Here is a 24,950-nt window from a genome sequence, read left to right as displayed (position 1 = left end):
GGCGGAGAGACCGGCCGCGGGAAGGCGCTCGTAGACCTGGTCCGAACGTTGCGGCCTCGTTGGTCAGGAGACCCGGCTCCAGGCGCCGGAGACCACGGTGAAGACGCCGAGCGAGTCCGGCTCCATCCCGCCGTGCCGGATCGGCGCGAACGAGTACGCCCCGGCGATCCCCTCGGTGATCTGGTTACCCAGGTAGGCGCGCAGCCGACCCCGGTCGACGCTCTTGCCGAGCCGTGCGGCGTTGACGATCAGTCGCAGCGAGTCCGACGCGTACGGTGCGAACCCGCTGAACGAGCCGTGCAGGTGGATGTAGCGGTAGACGAAGTCTCGCCGGTCCAGCCCGGCCGTGCTGGTGTTCGTGAGCGACGAGCTGCCCAGCGAACCGGGGTGCACGGCGTACGCGCCCTCGACCGCCGGTGCGTTCGCATCCGACAGGGTGTCCTCGGCGACCGCCCCGGCGTCGAAGAAGATCCGGCCCTCGTAGCCGGCCTGCCGCAGTACCCGGGCCGCCTTGCCGGAGACCGGCGCCGTGCCCCAGACGACCACCGCCCCGGGATCGGGGTCGGTCACCTTCCGGACCGCCGGCCGGTAGTCGGCGTTCTCGGCCACGGGCAGCCGGGTCACCTTGACGAGGTCGACGTCCACGGACTTCAGGGCCGCTGTGAGGGCCCGTACGCCCGAATCTCCGTGCGCCCCTGACGCGGCTAGTAGAGCGACCCGTTCGAAGCCCTGCGAGCGAATCAGCCGGGCCAGCGCCCGTGCCACGTCGCGGGCGTCCGGGGTGAGTTTGAAGATGTACGTCCGCTGCGCCAGTGGCACGGTGATGTTGTCGGCGGCGGCGAAGGAGATGAACGGCACCTGTTGCTGCTGCGCGATCGGGATGATCGCCAGGGAGGTCTCGGCGAGGCACCCGCCGACCAGCGCGTGCACGTTCTCCCGGGTGGCCAGTTCGGTCGCGTGCTGGGCGGCGAGCCGCGGTTCGCTGGCGTTGTCCCGGATCACCAGCCGGATGTTGCGGCGTAGGTTGCCGACGGGTACGCCCTGCTCGTTGAGCTTGTCGGCCGTGATCTTCAGCGCCCGTTCCTGGAGTACGCCGAGTACCCGGCCGGGGCCGGTCAGTTCGAGGCTGGCGCCGATGACCAGTTCGGTCGAACCGGGCCCGCGTGGTCCGCCCCGGTCCTCGTCGTCGCGTCCGCAGGCGGCGAGCAGCGTGGTGGCGGCGGCCGCCAGGAGGCCGCGCCGGCTCAGCGTCCACGCCTGCACTGCCGGTCCGGCCATCGTCGCCACCCTCCCTGCGCTGGTCGTAGGTGTCGCCTACGGTCCCGGGGTATGGTCGCGGCCACTCCCAGGCGTCGTCAACTCCGCGCAGTGTGGTGAGAAACACCAGGTGGACATAGGTCTGAAGCTGACTGGCCAGTCAGTCGACGGGTCCTGACCGGACAGTCCGACCGGCGGTGTCGACCGGGTGGGCAACGCGAGTGGAGCGTGTCCGAACAGGCACGGGCAGCCCGGTCGACGCGGAAAACCCACACCGGCTGGAAGTCGATGACGACGCCGGTGTGGGTCTTCGGTGAAGTGGTGTTTCCCGATCCGTCAGGACCGGTAACTGGCGGATCGGTACTCGTAGTCGCGGTTGTCGGCCCGCTCGTCCGGATCACGGCTGAAGTCCCAGCCTCCGGCGGCCTCCCGGCCCGGCCGGCCGCCGACGGCGTAGCCGCCGATCTCCTGGCCACGGCGCCAACCCCGGAAGTACCCGGTGGTGTGCTCGGCGATCCGGGCCGCGTCGCGGACGATCCGCAGCGGCCGTTCGTCGCGCAGCGGCGAGCCGGGCACCAGGTTGGCCTGCGGCACCCGCTTCGGCAGGCCGGCGGTGGTCGAGGCGCCGACCGAGGGGCGCGCCGCCTGCTGGGCGGCCTGCCAGCCGCTGTCGGCCGTCGACGACCACTCCACTTCGGTCTCCTCCGAGTGACCGGTGAACCAGGCGGACCTGGCCGCCGCGAAGATCAGCAGATCTCCGTCACCCTCGTCCGAGACCGGCGGCGTGCTCGGCTCGGCGTTGCGGCGGGGCAGGCCCGAACCGGTCTGGGTCGCCGGCTCTCCCCGGTCCACCAGGCGCAGCGGCGGGTTGTCGGCGGGGAGCCCGTTGTGCAGGTTCCGGTCGGCCAGCGGTGACGGCTCGACGAGGCGCAGCGTGGGCGGCTCCGGGGGCAGGTCGTCCGCCTGCCACGGCGGGGTGACCCGCCCGTCGGAGGGCGCCGGGCTGACCGGCGCGTCGCGCTGGCCGGACTGCTCGCCCGAGTATCCCGGGTATCCCGACCCGCTCGCCCGGTCGTCCTGCTCCTCGCCGGAGTTGACCAGCGGCCAGTTCGCCCGGGAACCGGGCGGTGCCGGCGGTTCGGGTCGGGTCGCCGGCACCGAGACGGTCAGGCCGGCGGCGGAGATGGTGCCCGGGCGTGCCGTGCCGTCTCCGTTGGTCTTCGGCCGGGGCGTGATCGGCGTCGGCCGCCGCTCGTTGCGGGCGCTGTTGATGGCGGCGGTGGTCAGGGTGGCCCGGAACGGCTCGCCGGCCTCGGCCGGCGGGATCGAGCCACGCTGTGCCGGTGGCATCGGCGTCATCCCGGGCGGCGGGGGCGGCGGCGCGGAGACCGGCCGGTTCGCCATCGTGTCGGCGTGGTAGGCGGGCGGCGCGGAGGAGGGCGCGGCCGAGCGGGGTTCGCGGGGAGGCCCGGAGACCGGGACGACCGGCATGGAGAGCGTGGCGGCCGGCGACAGTGGCGGTGCCGAGGAGGGGGCGACCGGCGGCGGCGCCATCGGCGGCGGCGCCACCGGTGCCGGCGCCACCGGTGGTGGTCCCATCGGCTGAGGGCTGGCCGGCCCGTTGCCGGCCGCCGCCGGCTGATGCCGGGTGCGCCGCCCCGAGTTGGGTACCGGCTCCCGGGCCGGGCCGGGCAGTCCGGTGCCGGCCGGTACCGGTGCCTCGTCGGCGCTGCGTCGCCCGGCCCGCCGGCTCGGGGCCGGTGCCGGGGCGACCCGGGCGGTCAGGGTGGCGACCAGCGCGTCGCAGCCGGCGTCGCAGGCGCGTACGGCCGCCACGGCCTGTCGTACGGTCTCCGCGGCGGCGGAGGTGAGGGCCTTGTTGGCGGTGCCCCGTCGAGGGGTCTCCGCGATGGCGACCCGGAGTGCGGTGACCGCCTCGGTGATGACGTCGGCCTCGGCGACGCCGTCCGCAGCGAGATGCGCGGCGATGGCGTCGGTGGCGAGCGAGGTGTCCCGTCCGCGTGCACTGGTGCCGCCGAGCATGCCCGGCTCGGGCAGTGCGTCCAACACGGCCAGCGAGACCGGCTCGGCCGGATCCGGGTACGCCCGCAGTGCGGCCGGGTAGAGCTCGCGCAGCACCTCGCGCAGGGCCACGGCGGCGGCGTGCCGGCCGTTCGCGAGCGCGGCGTGCGCAGCGAGTACCGGCTTGAAGCTGGCGAGTTCGCGCGGCGGCGGCAGGGTGGCAGCGGAGAGCGCGCCGGCCTGCAACGCCCGGGCGAGCCCGACGGCGCGTCGCTCGGCCGGGGCGGACTCCCGCTCCTCGGCCGACTCGTCGTCGGCGAACCGTTCGGCGAAGTCGTCGACGGAGTCGTCGTCGGCGATGACCAGTGGACGCCCGGCCGCGCTCAGCAGCGAGGTGACCATGTGGTCGTCGCTGTCCGCCGCGACGGCCGCCCCGCTCGGCCCGCTGCTCCGTTCCACGAGCACCGCGCCGAGCTGGGCGTAGCCAGCCGGGTCATCGGTGATCTCGCAGACATGGAGCAGTCTGCCTGCGTCATCGACCACCGCGGAGGTCAGCGTCGCGCCGGCCGAAGCCGGCCGGCCCGTCGCATCCGCAGAGGCCAGACCGCAGTACACCCGCACGAGCGCCACGGCGTCGTCCTCCTCCCGAGACACAAGTGGTGTGCCAAAGACTGATGCTCCCTGGTAAGGGGTCAGTCGCGCCAGTCCACGACGGCAGAGATCTTGCCGATAATCGTGCGCCACCCGAGACTTGCGGTTTGTGCCCCGATTTTCTTGAGTCGCCGCCGACCCCGGAATCCGCCGAGACCGCCGGCCACGGTCGCCCGGAGCGCCTCGTCGAGGTCGTCCAGGCTGGAGCCAGCGGAAAGCATATCGAGTACGGCGGGGAGCCGAAGCGCGTAGGCCAGGTCGCGGGCCACCTCACCAGCCTCGATGAGCAGCGTCGAGTCCCAGACGTCGTGCCCGCCACGGAGGTTCTCCACCACGAGGTCGAGCTCGTAGGAGTCCTCGTCGAGCGGGGCGATGTCGGCCGGCGTGATCCGCTCGACGAGCTGGTCCCAGGTGTCCAGGTCGGCCAGGTCGTGCGGCGCGCCGGACCTGACGAATGTGACAAGCGCCTCAGGACTCTTGAACAGCAGCAACTTGCCCCGGTGGGTGAGGAAGGCCGGCACCTCCTCGTCCTCGTCCTCCTCGGCCGCCTCGGCGTCGGAGTCGGCGGCCTTGGCCTTGCCGTCCCGCTCCGCCTCCTCCTCGTCGACCTCGGCGAACTGGTCGGCGAGTTCCTCGTCGAGGATCACGACCGTCTCGTCGTCCTCGTCCTCGTCGACCTCGGCCTGCCGCGACCGGCTGGCGAAGAGGTCGTCCTGCTCCCGGTCCTCGATGTCGGTCGGGGTCAGCTCGCTCGCCGGGCGGTAGGTCCGCAGGGTGAAACCGGCGCCCGAGGGGAGGGCGATCTCGACCGGGTCGATCCGCACCTCTTCCCACAGCGACCGGTCCGGCGTGCCGGACGCCGCCGGGGCGTCGTCGGTGCCGGCGGTGTCGTCGCTGGTTTCCGAGGAGCCGTCGATCTGCCCGGGGTCGACAGCCCCGTCGCTTCCGGCGGGCTCGTTGCCGGGCTCGTCGGTTTCGGGCCGGTGGGACGACTGGCGGGCCACGCTGACCTCCGTGTGCGCTCGATATGGGCACCCGACCCGGCGAGGGTGCCGGCGGATCGGTGACTCTGCGCACACACCCTAGTAGGCCGGCGGCGGGCATGGATGCCGGCACCCCGTTGGACTTCGTCGCATATATTAGTAGGCTTGCTACTTATGAACGCCCAGGCGCTGCACGGCCATCTCGATGCGCTGCTGCTCGCGGTGCTTGAGCAGGGCGCGCTGCACGGGTACGCCATCATCGAGGCGCTCCGGGCCCGCAGCGGCGGCGTGCTCGATCTGCCCACCGGGACCATTTACCCGGCACTGCGCCGGTTGGAACGGGCCGGATACGTCAGCAGCACCTGGAGCACCGTCAACGGCCGCGAGCGCCGGACCTACGAGCTGACCGGTGCCGGGCAGCGCGCCCTGGCGGGCGAGCGGACGAGTTGGCAGGAGTTCAGCTCGACGGTGGGGCAGTTTCTCGGCGGAGCGCCCACCCCCGGCGCACCCGCCTAAGCAGCCGCTCGGGTCGGCGCGGCCTCGACGCCCGGTCCAGGCGCCGATCGACAGATATCTCAGGCGCCGATCGCCAGGTAGTCGCGTTCCGCGCCGGTCTGGCGCAGCCACTGGTCCCGATACCAGCCGGGGCGGCCGACCAGCTCGGCGTGGCTGCCCCGGTCGGTGACCCGCCCCTGGTCGAGGACGACGACCTCGTCGTAGCGGTCCAAACCGGATAGTCGGTGCGTGACGAGTACCACCGTGCGGTCCGGACCGGCGTGGGCGGTCGCCGAGGCGAGCACCGCGTCGGCGGCGGCGGGGTCGAGGCCCTCGGTCGGCTCGTCCAGCACCAGGATCCCGGCCGGGGCCGCGAGCAGGGCCCGGGCCAGCAGCAGCCGTTGACGTTGCCCGCCGGAGAGTTGACCGCCGTCCTCGCCGACCACCGTGTCCCAGCCGGCGGGCTGCTGCCGTACCCAGTCGAGCAGGCCGGCGGCCTCGGCCGCGCCGGCCAGGTCGCCGTCGGTCGCGCCGACCCGGCCGAGCAGGAGGTTCTCCCGGACCGTGGCGTGGAAGACGTGCGCCTCGGCGAGCAGTCCGCCGACGATCCGGGGCAGCCGGTCGACGGGCAGGTCGGGCAGGTCGACGCCGTTGCACACGACCCGGCCCCGGTCCGGCCGGACCATCCCGGTCAGTACGGCGAGCAGGCTGCTCTTGCCGGCACCGCTCGGACCGACGACGGCGATCCGGCTCCCCGCCGCCAGGTCGAGGCTGACCCCGTCGAGTGCGGGCGGTCCCGGCCGGCGGTATCGGAGGCTCACCTCCTCGACCCGGCAGTGCCACCGTCGGGCGACCTCCTCCGCCCCGGAGGCGCCCCGGGGTTCGACGCCCGACGAGGACGTCGGCCCGCCGGCCGACCCTTCCGGTTCGCCCTGCGGAGCTTCCAGCAGGTCGGCCACCCGGGTCAGGCCGGTGCGCAGCCGGGTCCAGTGCCGGGCCGCGCCGACCAGCGCCAGGGCCGCCTCGACAGCGGCGAGCGTGCCGACCGCGAGGACTCCGACGAGTACGCCGTCGACGCCCGCCCGCAGCGCCACGGTCAGCACGGTGGCGCTGGTCGCACCGGCCAGCAGTACCCCGAGACCGTCCACGGCCCAGCCCACCGCCGCCATCCGGCGCTCCAGCCCGGCGAGTTCGCGGGCCCGAGCGTCCGCCCGGTCCAGCGCCGCCCGGGTGGCGCCGAAGGCGGCCAGGTCGGCGACGCCGGCGGTCAGGTCCACCGCGTCCCCGGCGAGCGCGCCGCGCAACGGCGCCACCCGGGCGGCGGTACGCCGGGTGAGCACCGCCGCCAGCGCCGGAAGCACGACTCCGGCCAGCAGCAGTCCACCGGCCAGGGCCAGCCCGGCGAGCGGGTCGACGGCGGACGCGCCGGCCACGGCGAGCAGGCCCACGATCGTGGCGGCGGCCCCGGGGACCAGCACCCGGAGCAGCAGGTCCTGCACCGCCTCGACGTCCGAGACGAGCCGGCTGAGCAGGTCACCGGAGCGCTGCGGAGCGGCGGTGCGCCGGGCCGCCAGCGTGGCGAAGAGCCGGGCCCGGACCTCGGTGACGACCCGCAGCGCGGCGTCGTGCCCGGCCAGCCGCTCGGTGTAGCGCAGCACGCCCCGGCCGATCGCCAGGGCCCGGACCGCGACGATCGCCACGGTGAGGGTGTCGAGCGGCGGCCGGCCGGCGGCACTGACCAGCAACCAGGTCGCGGTCGCCAGCAGGGCGAGCCCGGCGAGTTCGGTGCCGGCGGCGAGCAGGCCGGCGCCGAGCAGCCGACCGAGGTACGGGCGGGCCAGCCGGAAGATGGCACGTTCGGGCCGCAGCCTCACGCCACCACCTCCCGGGGCAGCGCCGCGACCGGCTCCTGCTCGGTCACCCGCCCGTCCTCGACCCGGAGCACCCGGTCCGCCCCGGCCAGCAGTGTCGGGCGGTGCGCCACCAGCAGCGCCGTACGCCCGGCGACCAGGTGCCGGGTGGTCGCGAGTACGGCCGCCTCCGAACCGGCGTCGAGCCGGGCGGTGGGCTCGTCGAGCAGCACGATCGGGGCGTCCCGGAGGAAGGCCCGGGCCAGCGCGACCCGCTGCCGCTGCCCGCTGGACAGCCCGTGGCCGTGCTCGCCGAGCCGGGTGTCGAGGCCGTCCGGGAGGTCGGCGACCAGCTCGGCCAGGTCGGCGGCCCGGACCGCGTCCCAGACCGCCGTGACGGGTGCGTCCGGTGCGCCGAGCCGGATGTTGTCGGCGAGAGAACTGCCGAACAGGTGGGCCCGTTGTGGCACCCAGGCCAGTTGCCGGCGCCACCGCGCCAGGTCCAGCGCCCCGAGGTCCGTACCGTCGACGGTGATCCGCCCGCTGCTGGGGCTGGCGAATCCGAGCAGCAGGTGCAGCAGGGTGCTCTTGCCGGCGCCGCTCGGGCCGACGACGGCGATCCGCTCACCGGGCCGGATGGTGAGGGTGACCTCGCGCAGTGCAGTGGTGCGCTGGTATGCGACCGTCACGGACTCGAACCTGATCTCGCCGTGCCGACCCGGTTGGTAGTGGCGTTCGCGGTCCGGGCCGTCCGGGCTGCCGGCCACCCGGGCGGCGGCCGGCAGCCCGGAGGCAGGGGCGGCCGGCAGCCCGGAGGCAGGGGCGGCCGGCTTCCCGGAGGCAGGGGCGGCCGGCTTCCCAGAGGTGCGGGCGGGCGGCTGGTCGGCGGTGCTGGCGGGCGGCTCGGGGTCGAGCAGGGTCAACGCCTCGTCCAGTGCGGTCAGCCCCTCCTGGCTGGCGTGGAACTGGCTGCCGGCCGCGCGCAGCGGCAGGAACGCCTCGGGGGCGAGCAGCAGCACCAGCAGTGCGGTCTGCAGGGTGAGCCCGCCGCCGAGCAGACGGAGGCCGATCGGCACCGCGACCAGTGCGACCGAGAGGGTGGCGACCAGTTCGAGTACGAGCGCGGAGAGGAAGGCGATCCGCAGCGTTTTCATGGTCGCCCGGCGGTGCCGGTCCGCCATCGCGCGTACCACGGTCACCTGGGCGGGGGCCCGGCCGAACAGGTGCAGGGTGGGCAGCCCGCGCAGCATGTCCAGGAAGTGCCCGCCGAGCAGTGCCAACCGGCGCCACTGGCGTTCGGTGGCGGCCTGGGCCTGCCAGCCGAGCAGTGCTCCGAAGATCGGGACCAGTGGCAGCGTCACCGCGATGACCAGGGCGGAGCTCCAGTCGGCGAAGACCAGCCGGGCCAGTACGGCCAGCGGCACCGTGATGCTCAGCACGAGCTGCGGCAGATAGCCGGTGAAGTACGCGTCGAGCGCGTCCAGCCCGCGCCCGGCCAGGGTGGCGAGCTGACCCGTACGCTGCCCGGAGAGCCAGCCGGGCCCGCGTCGGCCGACGGCGTCGAGCAGGTCGGCGCGGAGTGCGGCCTTGACCGTGGCGGCGGCCCGGGCAGCCACCGTGCCCTGCGCCCAGAGCAGGCCCGCCCGGCCGGCCACACTGGCCAGGAAGCCGGCCAGTGCGGCCCGGTCGAGGTGGCCGCCGGCCGCCCCGGCCAGCACCGTGGCGAGCGTGGTGGCCTGGGCGATCACCAGTCCGGCGGCGGCGACGCCGAGCGCGCCGAGCAGTCCGAGCTGGCGCCGCGCGCCGGGTACCCGGCGCAGCAGGCGGGGGTCGAACGGGCGGCGACTCACCGGTGCCCCGGGCTGCCGGCGACCGGCCGGCGCTGGCCGTCGTGCGTATCGGCCGGCGGCGGCGTGCGGGGCGGTGCCGGTAGCGCCGCCCCGTCCGGCCGGCGTGGCCGGCGACCATCGAAGACCCATGTCCCACGCATCTTTTCGGGCAGCTTCCGTGACAGGGCCAGTTTACTACGAGGTGTAGTAGGTGCCCGGCGGCTCAGTGCAGGAACAGCGACACCGGCAGGGTGACCAGGGCCGTCGCCAGTGCCAGCGCGGTCGCACCCGGCAGCCGGCCCGGCCGGCGGGCGGCCAGCAGACGCTGCACCCGGGCGTCGATCTCGCCGTCCGCGACGCCGAGCGCACCGGCCGGGGTGACCCGGGCACCGGCGCTGGCGAACCGCAGCAGCGCGGCGGCGAGCGGGCCGTCGGCGTGCAGGCGTCGGGCCTTGTCGTCGGCCCGCATCTCCACCAGCAGGGCGACGGCATCGTGTGCCGCGCGGACCCAGCGGACGCCGGGGAGGGCCCGGCAGAGCGCGGTGAAGGGGAGCAGCACCAGGTCGTGGCGCTCGTCGGCGTGCGCCCGCTCGTGGCTGAGTACCGCCGCGAGCTGCGCCCGGTCGAGCAGGCTCAGGGTGCCGGCGCTGACCACCACCTGCGGGCGTACCCCGGGCAGGCAGTAGGCCGCCGCACTGGGGTGGTCGAGTACCAGCGCGCCGGGGGCGGCCGGGTCGTCCCGGGCGACCAGGGTCAGCAGGTCACGGTGCCGGCGCTGGGCGCGCAGCGCGCCGAGCAGGCTCCGCGCCGTCGAGCCGAGCAGCACCACGCCGACGCCGACGCCGATGCCGACCAGGCCGAGGTGGGTGACGCCAAGGCCGGGCGGCAGGTTGCCGCCGCCGAAGAGGTCACCGGCGAGCGACCGCAGCGCGGAGCCGGTGCCCTGGCCGTACGGGGCGAGCCCGAGCGAGATCGGCAGACCGATCGCGGAGAGCCCGAGGGCCAGTCCGACGAACTGCCAGCAGACGATCGCGACCCGGGGACTGTGCCACGCCCACCCGGAGCCCAGCCGGCCGGACCGGGCCAGCACCTGGGCGGCGAGATAACAGGCCAGGACGGCGAGCGCGAAGTGCGCGGCGTAGAGCATCGGCTCAGCCCTGCCGTTCGGTGGCGGCAGACCGGTCGGTCGCCGCCGGGGTGTCGTCGGGCTCTCCGGCGAGCGCCGCGCGCAGCACCTCGGCCTCGGTTCCGGTCACCGACCGGGCGAACCGGACCAGCGCGGCGTCCCGGCTGCCGGCCAGGTCGAGGGCGTCCAGCATCAGCCGGGCGATGTGCGCCTCACGGCTGGCGGCCGGCCGGTAGCGCCAGGCCCGCCCCTCCCGCTCGCGCTCGACCATGCCCTTGCCGGCCAGCCGGTCGAGCACCGTCATCACCGTGGTGTACGCCAGCTCACGGTCGCGCAGCGCCTCGGCCACCTCGCGGACGGTCGCCCCGGCACCGGTGCCCCGGTCCCAGAGCACGTCCATCACCGCACGTTCGAGATCACCGAGTCGCGTCACGCGGCAATTCTACTACTCAGTGTCGTACAGTTGTCGGCCGGCCGACCCCGGCGGAGCGACCGTCGCGGTCCTGCCGAGCCGGTCGGAGCGACGGTCGCGGCCCGTCGAACCGGGCGAGGGCGCCGGCAGCCGCCGCCCCCCGCCGAACCGGACGAGGCGCCAGCCGAGGGCCCTTCCCCGCACATCCGGCCGCCACCTGCCCGTCACGTGGCGTCGATAGACCTTCCGGCATGACCGACAGACCGATGCCACCCGCCGCCGCCGACCGCCGCCGCTTCCTGACCGGCGTGGCGGGGGTCGCCGGAGCCGCCGCCCTGGCACAGCTTCCGGTGGACCGGGCCGCCGCCACACCCCGACCGGCCGGCGGCGACTACCCCTTCACGCTCGGCGTCGCCAGCGGCGACCCGACGGCCACCGGAGTCGTGCTCTGGACCCGGCTGGCGCCGGAGCCGTTCGAGCCCGGCGGCGGGATGCCCGACCGGCCGGTACCGGTGCACTGGCAGCTGGCCCGCGACGAGCGGTTCCGGCACGTGGTCCGGGACGGCACCGCGTGGGCGTCGCCACAGTTGGCGCACTCGGTGCACGTCGAGGTCGACGGGCTCAAGCCGGACGGCGAGTGGTTCTACCGGTTCCGGTACCGGCACGACGTGTCGGCGACCGGCCGGACCCGTACGGCACCCTCGGCGTCCGCGGCCGGCGGGACGCTGGCGTACGCCTTCGCCTCCTGCCAGTCCTGGGACAGCGGCTACTACCCGTCGTACCGGAACATGGCCGGCGAGGATCTCGACCTGGTGCTGCACCTCGGCGACTACGTCTACGAGGGTGGCATCCCGGCCGACGGCGGCTACCGGCGCACGTCGACTCCGGACGTACTGCGGGCGGCGCCGCGCGACGTGACGCGGTGGCGGATGCAGTACGCCCTCTACAAGAGCGACCCGGACCTCCAGGCCGCGCACGCCCGCTTCCCGTGGATGGTCACCTGGGACGACCACGAGGTGCAGAACGACTACGCCAACAGCACGTCGCAGTACGAGGGCGAGATCGGCGCGCTGCGTGCCGCCGCCTACCAGGCCTGGTACGAGCACCAGCCGGTACGGGCACCCGCCCGGCCCGGGCCCGACGGACCCCGGATCTACCGCCGGCTGCGCTGGGGTCGACTGGCCCAGCTCGACCTGGTCGACGGGCGGCAGTACCGCTCGGTGCCGCCGTGCGGTTGGGGCGAGGCCGACGCCTGCGCCGAGGCGTACGACCCGGCCGTGACGATGCTCGGTGCCGAGCAGGAGCGGTGGCTCTACGCCGGCCTGGCCGCCTCGACCGCCCGGTGGAACATCCTGGGCAGCAACGTGATGCTGGCCCGGCTGGACCACGACGGCGCGGCCGGGGAGCGGCTCTGGCACGACGCCTGGGACGGCTTCCCAGCCGCCCGGAACCGGCTCACCGAGGCATGGGTGCGACACGAGGTCAGCAACCCGGTGGTGGTCACCGGCGACTGGCACTCGACCTTCGTCAACGACATCCTGCGGGACTTCGACGACCCGTCCTCGCCGGTCGTCGCCTCGGAGATCGTCGGCACCTCCATCTCCACCAACGGTGACGGCGACGTCTACGGGCCGTACTACGGACCGATGATCAAGTACAACCCGCACATCCGGTTCTTCGACGGGGACCGGCGCGGTTACGTGCGCTGCCGGGTCACCCGCGCGGAACTCCGGGCCGACCTGCGGATGGTCAGCACGGTCAGCCGGCCGGACGCGCCGGAGTCGACGTACGCCTCGTTCGTCGTGCCGGACGGCCGTCCGGGCGCCCGCCAGGTGTAGCCGGGCCCGCTCCCGACCAACACCGCCGGGTCCGCGCGGCGCACCCCGCCGGGCGGACCCGGCACGTCGGGGGAGGCCGGCGACGACGCCACCGCCGGGCGGCCGGACGCCGCCGGGACGACCGGGGTACGTCCGCCGGCTCAGACGCCCTTCGGGTGCCAGACCGTCTTGGTCTCCAGGAAGGCGGTCATCCGGCCGATGCCGGGATCGGCGGCCCAGTCGACCGGGCCTTCGGCCGGCCGGAGCACCCGCTTGAGGTTGCCGGCGGCGGCCCGTTCCAGCTCGGCGGCGAGCGCCGGGTCGGCGACCCCGGTCAGGTCGAGCGCGTTCACGTCCATGTGCCCGGCCAGCCAGGGCGCGGTCTCGGCCGGCCGGCCGGTGAGCAGGTTGACCACCCCACCGGGCAGGTCGGAGGTGGCCAGCACCTCGGAGAGGGTGATCGCGGGCAGCGGGCTCGCCTCGGCCACCAGCACCACTACCGTGTTGCCGGTGACGATCGCCGGAGCCACCACGCTGACCAGCCCGAGCAGCGCCGGCTCGGCCGGGGCGAGCACCCCGACCACCCCGGTCGGCTCCGGCGCCGAGAGGTTGAAGTACGGCCCGGCGACCGGGTTGGCGCCGCCGTACACCTGAGTGATCTTGTCGGCCCAGCCGGCGTACCAGACCCAGCGGTCGATCGCCTCGTCCACCTCAGCGGCCGGCACACCGAGACCGACGAACTGGTCCCGCCGGCCCTCCAGCATCTCGGCCACCCGGTAGAGGATCTGCCCACGGTTGTACGCGGTCGCCCCCGACCAGCCCTTGACCGCCGCCCGCGCCGCCAGTACGGCGTCCCGGACGTCCTTGCGGGAGGCGAGTGCCACGTTGGAGTTCTGCACCGGATACGACCGCCCCGACTCGCTGCGCGGGAACTTCCCGCCGATGAAGAGCTTGTACGTCTTGCGTACCGCCACCCGGTCAGACATCGAGGTACGCCTCCAGCCCCTGCCGGCCGCCCTCCCGGCCGTAGCCCGACTCCTTGTAGCCGCCGAACGGCGAGGTCGGGTCGAACTTGTTGAACGTGTTGGCCCAGACCACTCCGGCGCGCAGCCGGTCGGCCATCCAGAGGATCCGGGAGCCCTTGTCGGTCCAGATCCCGGCAGACAGGCCATACGGCGTGTTGTTCGCCTTCTCCACCGCCTCGGCCGGGGTACGGAAGGTCAGTACCGAGAGCACCGGTCCGAAGATCTCCTCCCGGGCGATCCGGTGCGCCTGGCTGACCCCGGTGAAGATGGTCGGGGCGAACCAGAAGCCCCGGTCCGGCAGCTCGCACGGCGGGGACCAGCGCTCGGCCCCCTCACTCGACCCGATCTCGGACAGCGTCCGGATCCGGTCGAGCTGTGCCGCCGAGTTGATCGCACCGATGTCGGTGTTCTTGTCCAGCGGGTCACCGACCCGCAGCCGGGCCATCCGGCGCTTGAGCGAGCCGAGCACCTCGTCGTACACCGACTCCTGGACCAGCAGCCGGGAGCCGGCGCAGCAGACGTGGCCCTGGTTGAAGAAGATGCCGTTGACGATGCCTTCGACGGCCTGGTCGACCGGGGCGTCGTCGAAGACGATGTTCGCCGCCTTGCCACCCAGCTCCAGGGTGAGCTTCCTGCGGGTGCCGGCCACCGAGCGGGCGATCTGCCGGCCGACCTCGGTGGAGCCGGTGAAGGCGACCTTGTCGATCCCGTCGTGCTCGACCAGCGCCCGGCCGGTCTCGCCGGCCCCGGTGACGATGTTGACCACCCCGGCCGGCAGGTCGGCCTGCTGGCAGACCTCCGCGAAGAGCAGCGCGCTCAGCGGGGTGGTCTCGGCCGGCTTGAGTACCACGGTGTTGCCGGCGGCCAGCGCCGGGGCGATCTTCCAGGCCAGCATCAGCAGCGGGAAGTTCCACGGGATGACCTGGCCGGCCACGCCCAGCGGGCGCGGGTCGGGGCCGAAGCCGGCGTGGCCGAGCTTGTCGGCCCAGCCGGCGTAGTAGAAGAAGTGTGCGGCGACCAGTGGGATGTCGACGTCCCGGGACTCCCGGATCGGCTTGCCGTTGTCCAGCGACTCCAGCACGGCCAGCTCGCGGGCCCGCTCCTGGACGATCCGGGCGATCCGGAACAGGTACTTGGCCCGGTCCCGGCCCGGCATCGGTCCCCAGACCTCGTCGTACGCCCGGCGGGCCGCCCGGACCGCCCGGTCCACGTCGCCGGGGCCGGCCTCGGCGACCTCGGCCAGCACCTCCTCCGAGGCCGGGTTGATCGACTTGATCTGGCCGCCGTCGCCCGGCTCGACGAACTCGCCGCCGATGAACAGCCCGTACGACGGCTTGAGGTCCACTACGGCGCGCGACTCCGGCGCCGGGGCGTATTCGAACATGGGTCAGTCCAGGGTGAAGTAGTCGGGGCCGGAGTAGACGCCGGTGCTCAGTTTGGTGCGCTGCATCAGCAGGTCGTTGAGCAGGCTGGAGGCGCCGAACCGGAACCAGTCCGGGTGCAGCCAGTCCGGGCCGGCGGTCTCGTTCACCAGCACCAGGTATTTGATCGCGTCCTTGGTGGTCCGGATCCCGCCCGCCGGCTTGACCCCGACCTGCCGGCCGGTGAGGTCCCGGAAGTCGCGGACCGCCTCCAGCATCACCAGGGTGACCGGCAGGGTCGCGGCCACCGGCACCTTGCCGGTCGAGGTCTTGATGAAGTCGGCACCGGCCAGCATCGCCAGCCAGGAGGCCCGCCGGACGTTGTCGTAGGTGGCCAGCTCGCCGGTCTCCAGGATGACCTTGAGGTGGGCGTCCCCGCAGGCCGCCTTCACCGCGACGATCTCGTCGTAGACCTCCTGGTAGCGGCCGGAGAGGAAGGCGCCCCGGTTGATCACCATGTCGATCTCGTCCGCCCCGCCGGCCACCGCCGAGCGAGTGTCCGCGAGCCGGACCTCCAGCGGTGCCTGCCCGGACGGGAACGCCGTGGCCACGCTGGCCAGGTGCACCCGGCCCGCCGCACCGGCGAGCGCCGCGCCGTCTCCGGTGGGGCCTGTGCCGTCTCCGGCCGGGCTCGCGCCGTCCCGGGGACCCCGGCCGTCGGACGGCTCGCCGAGCAGTCCCAGCCGGGGAACGCTTCCACCTGCGCCGCTCCCGCCGCCCGGCCGGCCCGGACCGGATCCGGTGCCCCAGAGCGCGGCGGCGGCCACCGGGACCATCGTCGGATAGACGCAGACGGCGGCGACCGGCGGGCACGACGGGTCGGCCGGGTCCGGGCGGAGCGCCTTGGCGGCCAGTGCGCGCACCTTGCCGGGCGTGTCGGCGCCCTCCAGCGTGGTCAGGTCGACCATCCGGATCGCCAGGTCGATCGCCCACGCCTTGGCAGTGGTCTTGATCGAGCGGGTGCCGAGCATCGCCGTGCGCTGCTCCGCGCCCACCTGGTCCACGCCGGGCAGGCCGTGCAGGAAGGTCCGCAGGGTCGCCTCGGAGCGTCCCACCTCGGTCAGGTCGGACCGCGCCGACGCCGTTGTCGCCGTCATGGGGGCAAGTCTACGCACCGGCCCGAACATGTGATCTTGGCCATAGCCACCCGGCGGCCGCCGGTACCCCGTGCTCCGCGGACCGGGTGACCAGGGGAAGGTCCGATCCGGGGTTACCGGTAGGTTGAGCGACCGTGGACGTACTCGTGGTTGACCATCCCGTGGCCCAGACGCGGCTGACCGTGATGCGCGACGCCCGGACCGACTCGGCGTCGTTCCGCGCCGCGCTGCACGAACTCACCACCATGCTGGTGTACGAGGCCGCGCGCTCGCTGCCGGTCGAACAGTTCCCGATCGACACGCCGGTGGCGCCCACCCAGGGCATCCGGCTGGCCAACCCGCCACTGCTGGTACCGGTGCTCCGCGCCGGGCTGGGCATGGCCGACTCGGCGCTCGGCCTGCTGCCCGAGTCGTCGATGGGTTTCGTCGGGCTGGCCCGGGACGAGCACACCTACGAGCCGCGCGCCTACATGGAGTCGCTGCCGACCGACCTGACCGGCAGGCCGGTGCTGGTACTCGACCCGATGCTCGCCACCGGTGGCTCGCTGGAGCACTGCTGCCGGCTGCTCGCCGACCGGGGCTGCACCGACATCACCGTGCTCTGCGTACTCGCCGCGCCGGCCGGCATCGAGCGGCTGGACCGCTCCGGGCTGCCGCTGCGGCTGGTCACCGCCGCGATCGACGAGCGGCTCAACGACCGGATGTTCATCGTGCCGGGGCTCGGTGACGCCGGCGACCGGCAGTTCGGCGGCATGCCGCGGTTCTGATCCGCACCGAACCGGACCCGACTCCACCGAGGCGGTCAGCCGGGATTCCACGGAACCGGGCGGCGGGTCCGGCCGGGACGCATGCGCGGCTGGCCCGGAGCGGCTACCGTTCCGGGCCATGACTGGTGTTGGGCTGGCCGAGGAGTTGCTGCTGCTCGGCTACGACGATAAATCCGGCAAGGCGACCGGTTCCCGGATCGGACTCGACCTCGGCATGGCCGCCGCCGTGCTGGTCGACCTCGCGCTCGCCGGCCGGGTCGCCTTCTCCGACGGTTCGATCGTGGCCACCGACGCCACGCCGACCGGCGACCCGATCGCCGACGACGTGCTCGCCCGGATCGCGGCGGACACTCCGCACACGCCGGCCTCCTGGGTGCAGCGGCTCCGGCACGGGCTGCGCGACCGGATCCTGAACGGCCTCTGCACGCGCGGCGTAATCAACGACGTCGACGAAACCGAACTCGGCTACATCCACATCCACCGCTATCCCGTGCTCGATCCGTCGGTCGAAGCGGAGATCCGGGCCCGGCTGGTGAACGCGTTGACCGGGGAGGCCGCACCGGACGAGCGGACCGCTGCGCTCGCCGCGGTGATGGCGGCGATCCGGGTACAGCCCAGTCTCGGGCTGACCGGGCCGGCCGCCGAGGACGCCCGGAAGCGGCTCACCGAAATCGCCCGGGGTGCCGGGTTCACCGACGACGTGAGCCTGGAGGAGTCGACCATCCGCCCCTCGGTGGCGCTGGTGATCGCCGCGCTCTCCCGGGCCATCGACGCCGCGCTGGGCACCCGGACCTGACCGCCGGCCGGCGCGGACCGGCCCGGGGCCGGCGGGTGCCGGCCTACCAGATGCCGAGGGCCGCGGCGGTCTCGGTGCGCAGCGCGCGTACCGAGGCGGCGGCCCGCTCCCGGGCCGCCGGTACGTCACCGTCGACCACCGGCTCCACCACCTCCAGGTACGCCTTCAGCTTCGGCTCGGTGCCGGACGGCCGGACCACCACCCGGGCAGCGTCGGTACGCAGGATCAGCACGTCCGCCTCCGGAGCCAGGTCCTGCACCGAGTTCACCGGCTCGTCGAGCAGCGTCTTCGGGGTCTTGGTCCGGATGTAGGTCATCGTGTTCCCGATCTCGCGCAGGTCGTCGACCCGGACCGAGAGCTGGTCGGTCAGGTGCACCCCGAACTCGCGTGCCAGTTCGTCCAGCCGGTCAGCCACGGTCCGGCCCTGCTCCTTCAGCGTCGCCGCCAGTTCGGCGAAGGTGAGCGCGGCGCTGATCCCGTCCTTGTCCCGTACCTGGTCCGGGGCGACGCAGTAGCCGAGGGCCTCTTCGTAGCCGTAGGTCAGTTCGGCGGCGCCGGACTCCGCCCGGACGATCCACTTGAACCCGGTCAGCGTCTCGCCGTACGGCAGGCCCCGCGCCTCGCACAACGCCCTGAGCAGGGACGACGAGACGATCGTCGTGGCGTACAGGCCGGTGCGGCCCTGCCGGACCAGGTGGTCGGCGAGGAGTACCCCGACCTCGTCGCCGTGCAGCATCCGCCAACCGCGTATCCGGTCGGGGATCGCCACCGCGCACCGGTCGGCGTCCGGGTCGTTCGCCAGCGCGATGTCCGCGCCGACCTCCCGGGCCAGTGCGAGCAGCCTGTCGGTCGCGCCCGGTTCCTCCGGGTTGGGGAACGAGACGGTGGGGAAGTTCGGGTCCGGCTCGGCCTGCTCGGCCACGATGCCCGGCACGGCGAACCCGGCCCGGGCGAAGACCGAGGTGAGCACGGCGGCACCCACCCCGTGCAGCGGGGTGTACGCCACGGTCAGCCCGCGCGGCCCGGCCGGGTCGATCAGCCCGGCGGTGGCCCGGACGTACCCGACGACGGTGTCGTCACCGAGCACCCTCCCGGGCTCGCCCAGCGGCACCGCCGCCAGCGACCCGACCGCCCGGATCGCCGTCTCGATCTCGGCGTCCACCGGCGGCACGATCTGCGCACCCGCGCCCCGGGGGCCGCCGGTCGAGGCGCCCAGGTAGACCTTGTAGCCGTTGTCCTGCGGCGGGTTGTGGCTGGCGGTGACCATCACCCCGGCGACCGCACCGAGGGCCCGGACCGCGTACGCCAGCACCGGAGTGGGCAGCGGCCGGGGCAGCAGCAGGGCCGGCCGCCCCGCACCGGTGGCCACCCGGGCGGTCCGCTCGGCGAACTCCTTCGAGCCGTGCCGGGCGTCGTACCCGATCACCAGCGGGCCGGAGGTGTCGCGGGCGGCGAGCCAGCCGACCAGCCCGGCCGCGGCCGCGGTGACCACGGCCAGGTTCATCCCGTTCGGGCCGGCGCGCAGCGGGCCCCGCAGCCCGGCGGTGCCGAAGGTGAGCGGCCCGGCGAACCGGTCGGCCAGCTCGGCCCCGCTCGCCGGCAACCGGTCGAGTACGCCCCGCAGCTCGTCCCGGGTCGCCGGATCGGGGTCGTCGTCGAGCCACGCCTGGGCCCGGGCCCGGAGCCCGGCCAGCTCGTCGGGGGAGCCGCCCGGGGACACGCCGTCGGACTGCTTCGGTTTCGACACCATCGGACTGTGATAGCACGCCGGCCACCCCCGGACGCAGTCCGGCCCCGCCCCGGCGTGGTCTACGCCCCCGGGCAGGGCCGGACGGGCGTCAGCCGGCGCTGCCGAGCCGGAACGACTTGACCATCTCGGCGAAGATCGGCTTGCTCTCCTCGAACCGGGCATCGGGGGTGGTCAGGTAGAAGGAATAGACCTTGCCGCCCTGTACCAGTCCGCGCCATATGCCGTGCCGCTGGTCGTCGCCGTCACCACAGGTGTATTCCAACTGCGCGGCGGGCTTGCCGATCAGTTCCTCATCCGTCAGGCCGACCTGCCGGTAGGGCTTGGCGCAACTCTTGCTCGACTTCAGCCCGTTCGCGGCGATCTCCGCCCAGCGGCGCGAGCTGTCGCCCTTGAAGTCCTCGACCAGCACCCGGACCCGTCGCCCGCTGCCGTCCGGATCGGTGTAGTCGATGTAGACGGCCTTCTTCGGGGCCGCCTTCTTCCAGTCCTTGGGCACGTTGAGCGAGACCCCGCGCTCGTCGTGCGGCTGGGTGGCGAAGGACGCCGGTACCGGGGCCTGGCTGGTCGGTCCGGCCTGCGGCGTCGGCGTGTCGGCCGGGTCCTCGCCGCCGCCGATCGAGAGCGCGACGATGCTGATCAGCAGTACCGAGGCGACCCCGCCGGCCACGGCGAGCTGCATCTTCCGGGGCCAGCTCTGGACCGCGCGCAGCACCGAGTCGCCGGCCTGCCGGGCGCCGGTCAGGCCACGACCGACGCCGCCGCCACGGGCCATGTGCACCGTGCCGCCCCGACCGCCGGCCCCCGACATCGCCCCGGTCGGCGTGTCTAGCGGCCCGCCGCGCCGGCCGGCCGAGCCCGGCATCGCCCCGGTGGGGGCATCCAGCGGGTTGCCGCCGGCCGCCGGGGGCCGGTTGGAGGCGGCGGCCTCACGGGAGCTGCGGGCGATCCGCTCGGTCAGGGACTCGCCCGGGGCGAGCATGGCCGAGCCACCGATCTCACCGTTGGTCGCCGGCCGGCTGGACTGGCCCGGCTGGGCTCCGGCCGGCGCCGCTGACTGGGGCGCGCCGGGTGCCGACTGCTGCCACGGCGAGCGCTGGGACGGCACCACCGCGTACGGGTCGGTGACCATGTGCCCGGCGGCGTTGCTGGCCAGCGGGCCGGCCAGCAGTTCGCGGAGCATGGTGCGGGAGGCGGTCACGTCGAGCCGGCGGGCCGGGTCCTTCTCCAGCAGGCCGAGCAGTACCCGGGTCAGCGCCCCGGACCGGACCGGCGGCGCGGGCGGATCCTCCACCACGGCGTGCATGGTCTCGATCGGGTCGCCCTTGTCGAACGGCGGCCGCCCCTCGACCGCGGTGTAGAGGGTGACGCCGAGCGAGAAGAGATCACTGGGCGGGCCGAAGTCCTGGCCCATGGCCCGCTCCGGCGAGATGAAGTGCGGCGAGCCGAGCACCATGCCGGGGGTGGTGAGCTGGACGTCGGTCGGCATCCGGGCCACCCCGAAGTCGGTGAGTACGCACCGGCCGTCGGAGCAGATCAGCACGTTGGCCGGCTTGACGTCCCGGTGCAGTACCCCGATCGCGTGCGCCACCTCCAGCGCGCCGAGCAGGGCGATGCCGATCTTCGCGACCGCGCGGGGCGCGAGCGGGCCGTCCTCGATCACCATGTCGGCGAGGCTGCGCGCGTCGAGCAGCTCCATCACGATCCACGGCCGCCCGCCCTCGGTGACCACGTCGTAGACCTGCACCACCGCCGGGTGCTGGAGGGCCGCCGCGGCCCGCGCCTCGCGGAGGGTGCGTTCGTACATCGCGTCGCGGTCGCTGGGGGCCAGCCCCGGTGGGAGCACGACCTCCTTCACCGCGACGTCGCGGCGCAGCAGGGTGTCGGCCGCGCGCCACACCGTACCCATGCCGCCGTGGCCGACCGCCGCCCGCAACGAGTACCTACCGCCGATGGTGATGCCGGGTGCCGCACGTCCGTTGGTGGGATTGGCCGGTCCGCCACTCCACGTCGGGATCTGAGTCACAGAAAAGCCACCGAAGAGAATCGAGGGGGCACAGGACAGAACCCCCCTATATTGCGGGTTCCGACCGCAGAAGGGAAAGACAACCGCCGGAGTTGCCGATAACTCGACCGTACGTGTTGATTATCTCACTCAACGTTCGTATTTATCGACGGCGAGTGCCGGTCTGCTCACCCGGGACGGGCGTTGTGCCGGGCGGCTCCGGACCCTTGCGGCGCGTCCTCCGGCGGGGCCGATTCGGCCCGGGAGAGCCCGGTGCGCGGGAGCCGGCCTACCATGCCGGTCATGAGTGAAGGTCGGTCGAGCGAGTCGGGTTTCCCGATCAAGGCGGTCTACCACGCCGCCGACGTACCGGCAGGTCTGGACGCCCGGCTCGGTGCCCCCGGCGAGTTCCCGTACGCCCGGGGCGTCTACCCGACGATGTACACCTCGCGGCCGTGGACCATGCGCCAGTACGCCGGCTTCGGCACCGCCACCGAGTCCAACGCGCGCTACCACCAGCTCCTCGCCGCCGGCACCATGGGCCTCTCGGTCGCCTTCGACCTGCCCACCCAGATGGGCTACGACTCCGACCACCCGATCGCGCACGGCGAGGTCGGCAAGGTCGGCGTGGCGATCGACTCGGTCGACGACATGCGGACCCTCTTCGCCGGCATCCCGCTGGACAGGGTCTCCACCTCGATGACGATCAACGCCCCCGGCTCGGTGCTGCTGCTCCTCTACCAACTGGTGGCGGAGGAGGCCGGGGTGGCCGGCTCGGCGCTGAACGGGACGATCCAGAACGACATCCTGAAGGAGTACATCGCCCGGGGCACCTACATCTTCCCGCCCAAGCCCTCGCTGCGGCTGGTCGCCGACACCTTCGGCTACTGCCGCAAGGAGGTGCCGAGGTGGAACACCATCTCGATCTCCGGCTACCACATGGCGGAGGCCGGGGCGACCCCGGTGCAGGAGATCGCCTTCACCCTGGCCAACGGCATCTCCTACGTCCGCGCCGCGCTCGCCGCCGGCCTCGCCGTGGACGACTTCGCGCCCCGGCTCTCCTTCTTCTTCGTGGCCCGGACCACCCTGCTGGAGGAGGTGGCGAAGTTCCGGGCCGCCCGGCGGATCTGGGCCAACCTGATGCGGGACGAGTTCGGCGCGCAGAACCCGAAGTCGCTGATGCTGCGCTTCCACACCCAGACCGCCGGGGTGCAGCTCACCGCCCAGCAGCCGGAGGTGAACCTGGTGCGGGTCGCCGTGCAGGGCCTCGCGGCGGTGCTCGGCGGCACCCAGTCGCTGCACACCAACAGCTTCGACGAGGCGATCGCGCTGCCCACCGAGAAGGCGGCCCGGCTGGCGCTGCGTACCCAGCAGGTGCTGGCGTACGAGACCGACCTGACCACCACGGTGGACCCGTTCGCCGGCTCGTACGTCGTCGAGGCGATGACCGACGAGATCGAGGCGGGGGTGCGCGAGCTGATGGCCCGGGTCGCCGAGTACGGCTCGGCGGTGGAGGCGATCGAGGCGGGCTTCCAGAAGCGCGAGATCGAGTCCTCGGCCTACCGGGTGGCCCAGGAGATCGAGTCCGGCGACCGGGTGGTGGTCGGGGTCAACCGGTTCACCGTCGACGAGGAGGAGCCGTACCAGCCGCTCCGGGTCGACCCGGCGATCGAGGCGGCCCAGCGCGACCGGCTGGCCCGGCTGCGGGCCGACCGGGACTCGGCCGCCGTCGAGCGCGCCCTCGCCGACCTGCGCACGGTCGCCTCGGGTACGGAGAACGTGCTCTACCCGATGAAGGAGGCGCTGCGGGCGCGGGCCACCGTCGGCGAGGTTTGCGGCGTGCTGCGCGAGGTATGGGGGACGTACCGGCCCAGCGACCGGTTCTGACCGCCGGCGATCGCACCGACGTCCCGGCGGACCGCGCCGCCCGCTGCCGGGTACCCCGGTCGGGTGATCGGCGGTCTGTGGAGTGCCGGTCCGGTTTTTCGGGTATCGGGAGGTGGCCGGGCCCTACCGGTGGATGGCGGACAGCCTGTGCGCGGCCCGTTTGACACCAACTGTCACCCTGGGGACCCCCGCCACCCCACCCGGTGGTGCTCCATCGTCGCCTGCCCGAGGACGGTCGGAACCTCGACAAATCGGACGGGCGGCGCTGCTGCCGAGCTAGATCGTGACCGGTGAAACCGTCACGCGTTGTAGGAGGTGTGGCACAGATGGCGGGGTCTGATGGCGGGATAGGTAGCCCTCCGTACATTGCCGAGCGCTCCTACCAGGGTTTTCGTGACGCTGTGCTGTCTGATCACTACCAGAACGAGGTTGCGCAGCGTCACCGTCGGCGGTCTAGGCTGTCCGAGTCCCATCCCATCCACAGTGATCGAGAATTCGACGTGACGAGTGCGTTGCAACTGCCGACCGGCAGCCAGCCGGCGTCGTCGGAATCCGAGACGCCGCCCGGGGCCGAGCCCCTGCCCTTCGGGCTCGACCGGATGCTCGACGTCCGGCTGCCTGATCTGATCGCTACCCGCCGGTTCCTGCACGCCCACCCGGAACTCTCCGGCCAGGAGTTCGACACCGCCGCGCTGATCGCCCGGGAGCTGGCGGTGGCCGGTCTGGAGCCGCGCCTGCTGCCGAAGGGCAACGGGGTGATCTGCGACATCGACGGGCGGCCGTCCGGGCCGGTGGTCGCGCTCCGGGCCGACCTCGACGCACTGCCGCTGACCGACGTCAAGGACGTCCCGTACCGATCCACCGTGGACGGTGCCTGCCACGCCTGCGGGCACGACGTGCACACCACCGTCGTGCTCGGGGTCGGACTGCTGCTGGCCCAGCTCGCCCGGCGGGGCGAGCTGGACGGGCGGGTCCGGCTGATCTTCCAACCGGCCGAGGAGATCCTGCCCTGCGGCTCGCTGGAGGTCATCGAGGCCGGTGGGCTGACCGACGTGACCCAGATCTTCGCCCTGCACTGCGACCCGAACCTGCCGGTCGGCCGGGTCGGCCTGCGGGTCGGCCCGATCACCGCGGCGGCGGACAACATCACCGTCCGGCTGACCGGACCGGGCGGGCACACCGCCCGGCCGCACCTGACCGTGGACCTGGTCGACGCGCTGGGCCGGCTGGTCACCGAGGTGCCGGCGCTGGTCAACCGGCGGGTGCCGGCGAACAGCGGACTGCTGCTGGTCTTCGGACAGGCCTCGGCCGGTACCCAGTACAACGTCATCCCGAACGAGGCGATGGCGGCCGGCACGCTCCGGGTGCTGGACCGGGACACCTGGGACCAGGCACCGAAGATCGTCGCCCAGGTGGTCCGGGACGTGATCGCCCCGACCGGCGCCACCGTGGACGTCGAATACCTGCGCGGGCGCCCGCCGGTGGTGAACGACGCCGGGGCGATCCGGGTGCTGACCGCCGCGACCGTGGCCTCGGCCGGCCCGGCCGGGATCGCCGAGACCCCGCAGAGCATGGGGGGCGAGGACTTCTCCTGGTATCTGGAGCACGTACCGGGTGCGCTGGCCCGGCTCGGCGTCGGGCGGGCGGCGGCCAACGTCGACCTGCACCGGGCGACGTTCGACGTGGACGAGCGGGCGATCGGGGTCGGCGTACGGCTGCTGGTGCAGACCGCGCTCAAGGCCCTGGCCGGCTGACCCGCCGTA

General features: G+C 73.7%; 18 protein-coding genes. 6 read left to right on the top strand and 12 right to left on the bottom strand.

All coding sequences use genetic code 11. The annotated features are described in order from the left end of the window. Positions 1-63: 63 nt before the first annotated feature. From R6Y94_RS21440 to R6Y94_RS21430, 3 genes are all read right to left on the bottom strand, one after another. Complete coding sequence (locus tag R6Y94_RS21440) at positions 64-1,278, bottom strand: ABC transporter substrate-binding protein (RefSeq protein ID WP_318397660.1); 1,215 nt, start codon at positions 1,276-1,278, stop codon at positions 64-66. A gap of 315 nt (positions 1,279-1,593) precedes the next feature. After that, positions 1,594-3,933 carry a transposase gene (locus R6Y94_RS21435; RefSeq protein ID WP_318397659.1) on the bottom strand — a complete coding sequence of 780 codons (2,340 nt, stop codon included), beginning with the start codon at positions 3,931-3,933 and terminating at the stop codon, positions 1,594-1,596. 38 nt (positions 3,934-3,971) lie between these two features. After that, the gene (locus R6Y94_RS21430) at positions 3,972-4,934 is read right to left on the bottom strand and encodes a DNA primase (RefSeq protein WP_318397658.1); all 963 of its coding nucleotides are present in this window, start codon (positions 4,932-4,934) and stop codon (positions 3,972-3,974) included. Between the two features lie 153 nt (positions 4,935-5,087). Here R6Y94_RS21430 and R6Y94_RS21425 point away from each other — a divergent pair, with 153 nt between their 5' ends. Then, a complete protein-coding gene (locus tag R6Y94_RS21425) occupies positions 5,088-5,429 on the top strand; it encodes a PadR family transcriptional regulator (protein WP_318397657.1) in 342 nt (113 codons plus the stop codon). 59 nt (positions 5,430-5,488) lie between these two features. Here R6Y94_RS21425 and cydC read toward each other — a convergent pair whose 3' ends face one another. The 4 genes from cydC to R6Y94_RS21405 form a co-directional block, all read right to left on the bottom strand. Next, positions 5,489-7,282: a thiol reductant ABC exporter subunit CydC gene (gene cydC / locus R6Y94_RS21420; RefSeq protein ID WP_412102830.1), complete on the bottom strand. Its 1,794-nt coding sequence runs from the start codon at positions 7,280-7,282 to the stop codon at positions 5,489-5,491. Beyond that, a complete protein-coding gene (gene cydD, locus R6Y94_RS21415; RefSeq protein WP_318397656.1) occupies positions 7,279-9,108 on the bottom strand; it encodes a thiol reductant ABC exporter subunit CydD in 1,830 nt (609 codons plus the stop codon). The genes cydC and cydD overlap by 4 nt, the downstream gene beginning before the upstream one ends. A gap of 202 nt (positions 9,109-9,310) precedes the next feature. Then, entirely contained in the window at positions 9,311-10,234 is a 924-nt protein-coding gene (locus R6Y94_RS21410; protein WP_318397655.1) for a M56 family metallopeptidase, read from the bottom strand. A gap of 4 nt (positions 10,235-10,238) precedes the next feature. After that, positions 10,239-10,646 carry a BlaI/MecI/CopY family transcriptional regulator gene (locus tag R6Y94_RS21405; protein ID WP_318397654.1) on the bottom strand — a complete coding sequence of 136 codons (408 nt, stop codon included), beginning with the start codon at positions 10,644-10,646 and terminating at the stop codon, positions 10,239-10,241. A gap of 230 nt (positions 10,647-10,876) precedes the next feature. On the opposite strand from R6Y94_RS21405, the gene R6Y94_RS21400 reads away from it, so the two are divergent. Further along, positions 10,877-12,463 (top strand): alkaline phosphatase D family protein, encoded by a 1,587-nt coding sequence (locus tag R6Y94_RS21400; RefSeq protein ID WP_318397653.1) that lies wholly within the window; start codon positions 10,877-10,879, stop codon positions 12,461-12,463. A 140-nt stretch (positions 12,464-12,603) separates the two neighbouring features. On the opposite strand, the gene R6Y94_RS21395 is transcribed toward R6Y94_RS21400, so the two are convergent. From R6Y94_RS21395 to deoC, 3 genes are read right to left on the bottom strand one after another with little or no spacing between them, the layout of a single operon-like run. Further along, entirely contained in the window at positions 12,604-13,428 is an 825-nt protein-coding gene (locus R6Y94_RS21395) for an aldehyde dehydrogenase family protein (RefSeq protein ID WP_318397652.1), read from the bottom strand. Then, positions 13,421-14,851, bottom strand: a complete 1,431-nt coding sequence (locus R6Y94_RS21390; protein ID WP_318397651.1) for an aldehyde dehydrogenase family protein — start codon at positions 14,849-14,851, stop codon at positions 13,421-13,423. The genes R6Y94_RS21395 and R6Y94_RS21390 overlap by 8 nt, the downstream gene beginning before the upstream one ends. A gap of 3 nt (positions 14,852-14,854) precedes the next feature. Then, entirely contained in the window at positions 14,855-15,985 is a 1,131-nt protein-coding gene (gene deoC / locus R6Y94_RS45220; RefSeq protein WP_412102829.1) for a deoxyribose-phosphate aldolase, read from the bottom strand. A 134-nt stretch (positions 15,986-16,119) separates the two neighbouring features. Here deoC and upp point away from each other — a divergent pair, with 134 nt between their 5' ends. Both upp and R6Y94_RS21370 read left to right on the top strand, forming a co-directional pair. After that, entirely contained in the window at positions 16,120-16,752 is a 633-nt protein-coding gene (gene upp, locus R6Y94_RS21375; RefSeq protein WP_318397650.1) for a uracil phosphoribosyltransferase, read from the top strand. A gap of 118 nt (positions 16,753-16,870) precedes the next feature. Further along, positions 16,871-17,548 (top strand): GOLPH3/VPS74 family protein, encoded by a 678-nt coding sequence (locus tag R6Y94_RS21370; RefSeq protein WP_318397649.1) that lies wholly within the window; start codon positions 16,871-16,873, stop codon positions 17,546-17,548. A 43-nt stretch (positions 17,549-17,591) separates the two neighbouring features. Here the strand turns inward: R6Y94_RS21370 and R6Y94_RS21365 are convergent, their stop codons facing one another. Together R6Y94_RS21365 and R6Y94_RS21360 are read right to left on the bottom strand one after the other, a co-directional pair. Beyond that, positions 17,592-19,298, bottom strand: a complete 1,707-nt coding sequence (locus R6Y94_RS21365) for a phospho-sugar mutase (protein ID WP_318397648.1) — start codon at positions 19,296-19,298, stop codon at positions 17,592-17,594. Positions 19,299-19,386: 88 nt separating this feature from the next. After that, a complete protein-coding gene (locus tag R6Y94_RS21360) occupies positions 19,387-21,321 on the bottom strand; it encodes a protein kinase domain-containing protein (protein ID WP_318397647.1) in 1,935 nt (644 codons plus the stop codon). 282 nt (positions 21,322-21,603) lie between these two features. Here R6Y94_RS21360 and R6Y94_RS21355 point away from each other — a divergent pair, with 282 nt between their 5' ends. Beyond that, positions 21,604-23,187 carry a methylmalonyl-CoA mutase gene (locus R6Y94_RS21355; RefSeq protein ID WP_318397646.1) on the top strand — a complete coding sequence of 528 codons (1,584 nt, stop codon included), beginning with the start codon at positions 21,604-21,606 and terminating at the stop codon, positions 23,185-23,187. 500 nt (positions 23,188-23,687) lie between these two features. Beyond that, complete coding sequence (locus R6Y94_RS21350) at positions 23,688-24,941, top strand: amidohydrolase (RefSeq protein WP_318397645.1); 1,254 nt, start codon at positions 23,688-23,690, stop codon at positions 24,939-24,941. Positions 24,942-24,950: the final 9 nt, after the last annotated feature.

This window comes from Plantactinospora sp. KLBMP9567, assembly GCF_033446045.1.
In the GTDB taxonomy this organism is placed as follows: Bacteria; Actinomycetota; Actinomycetes; order Mycobacteriales; family Micromonosporaceae; genus Plantactinospora.
Note: the sequence above shows the minus strand (reverse complement) of the source record. Positions and strands in the feature narration are given on the sequence as shown.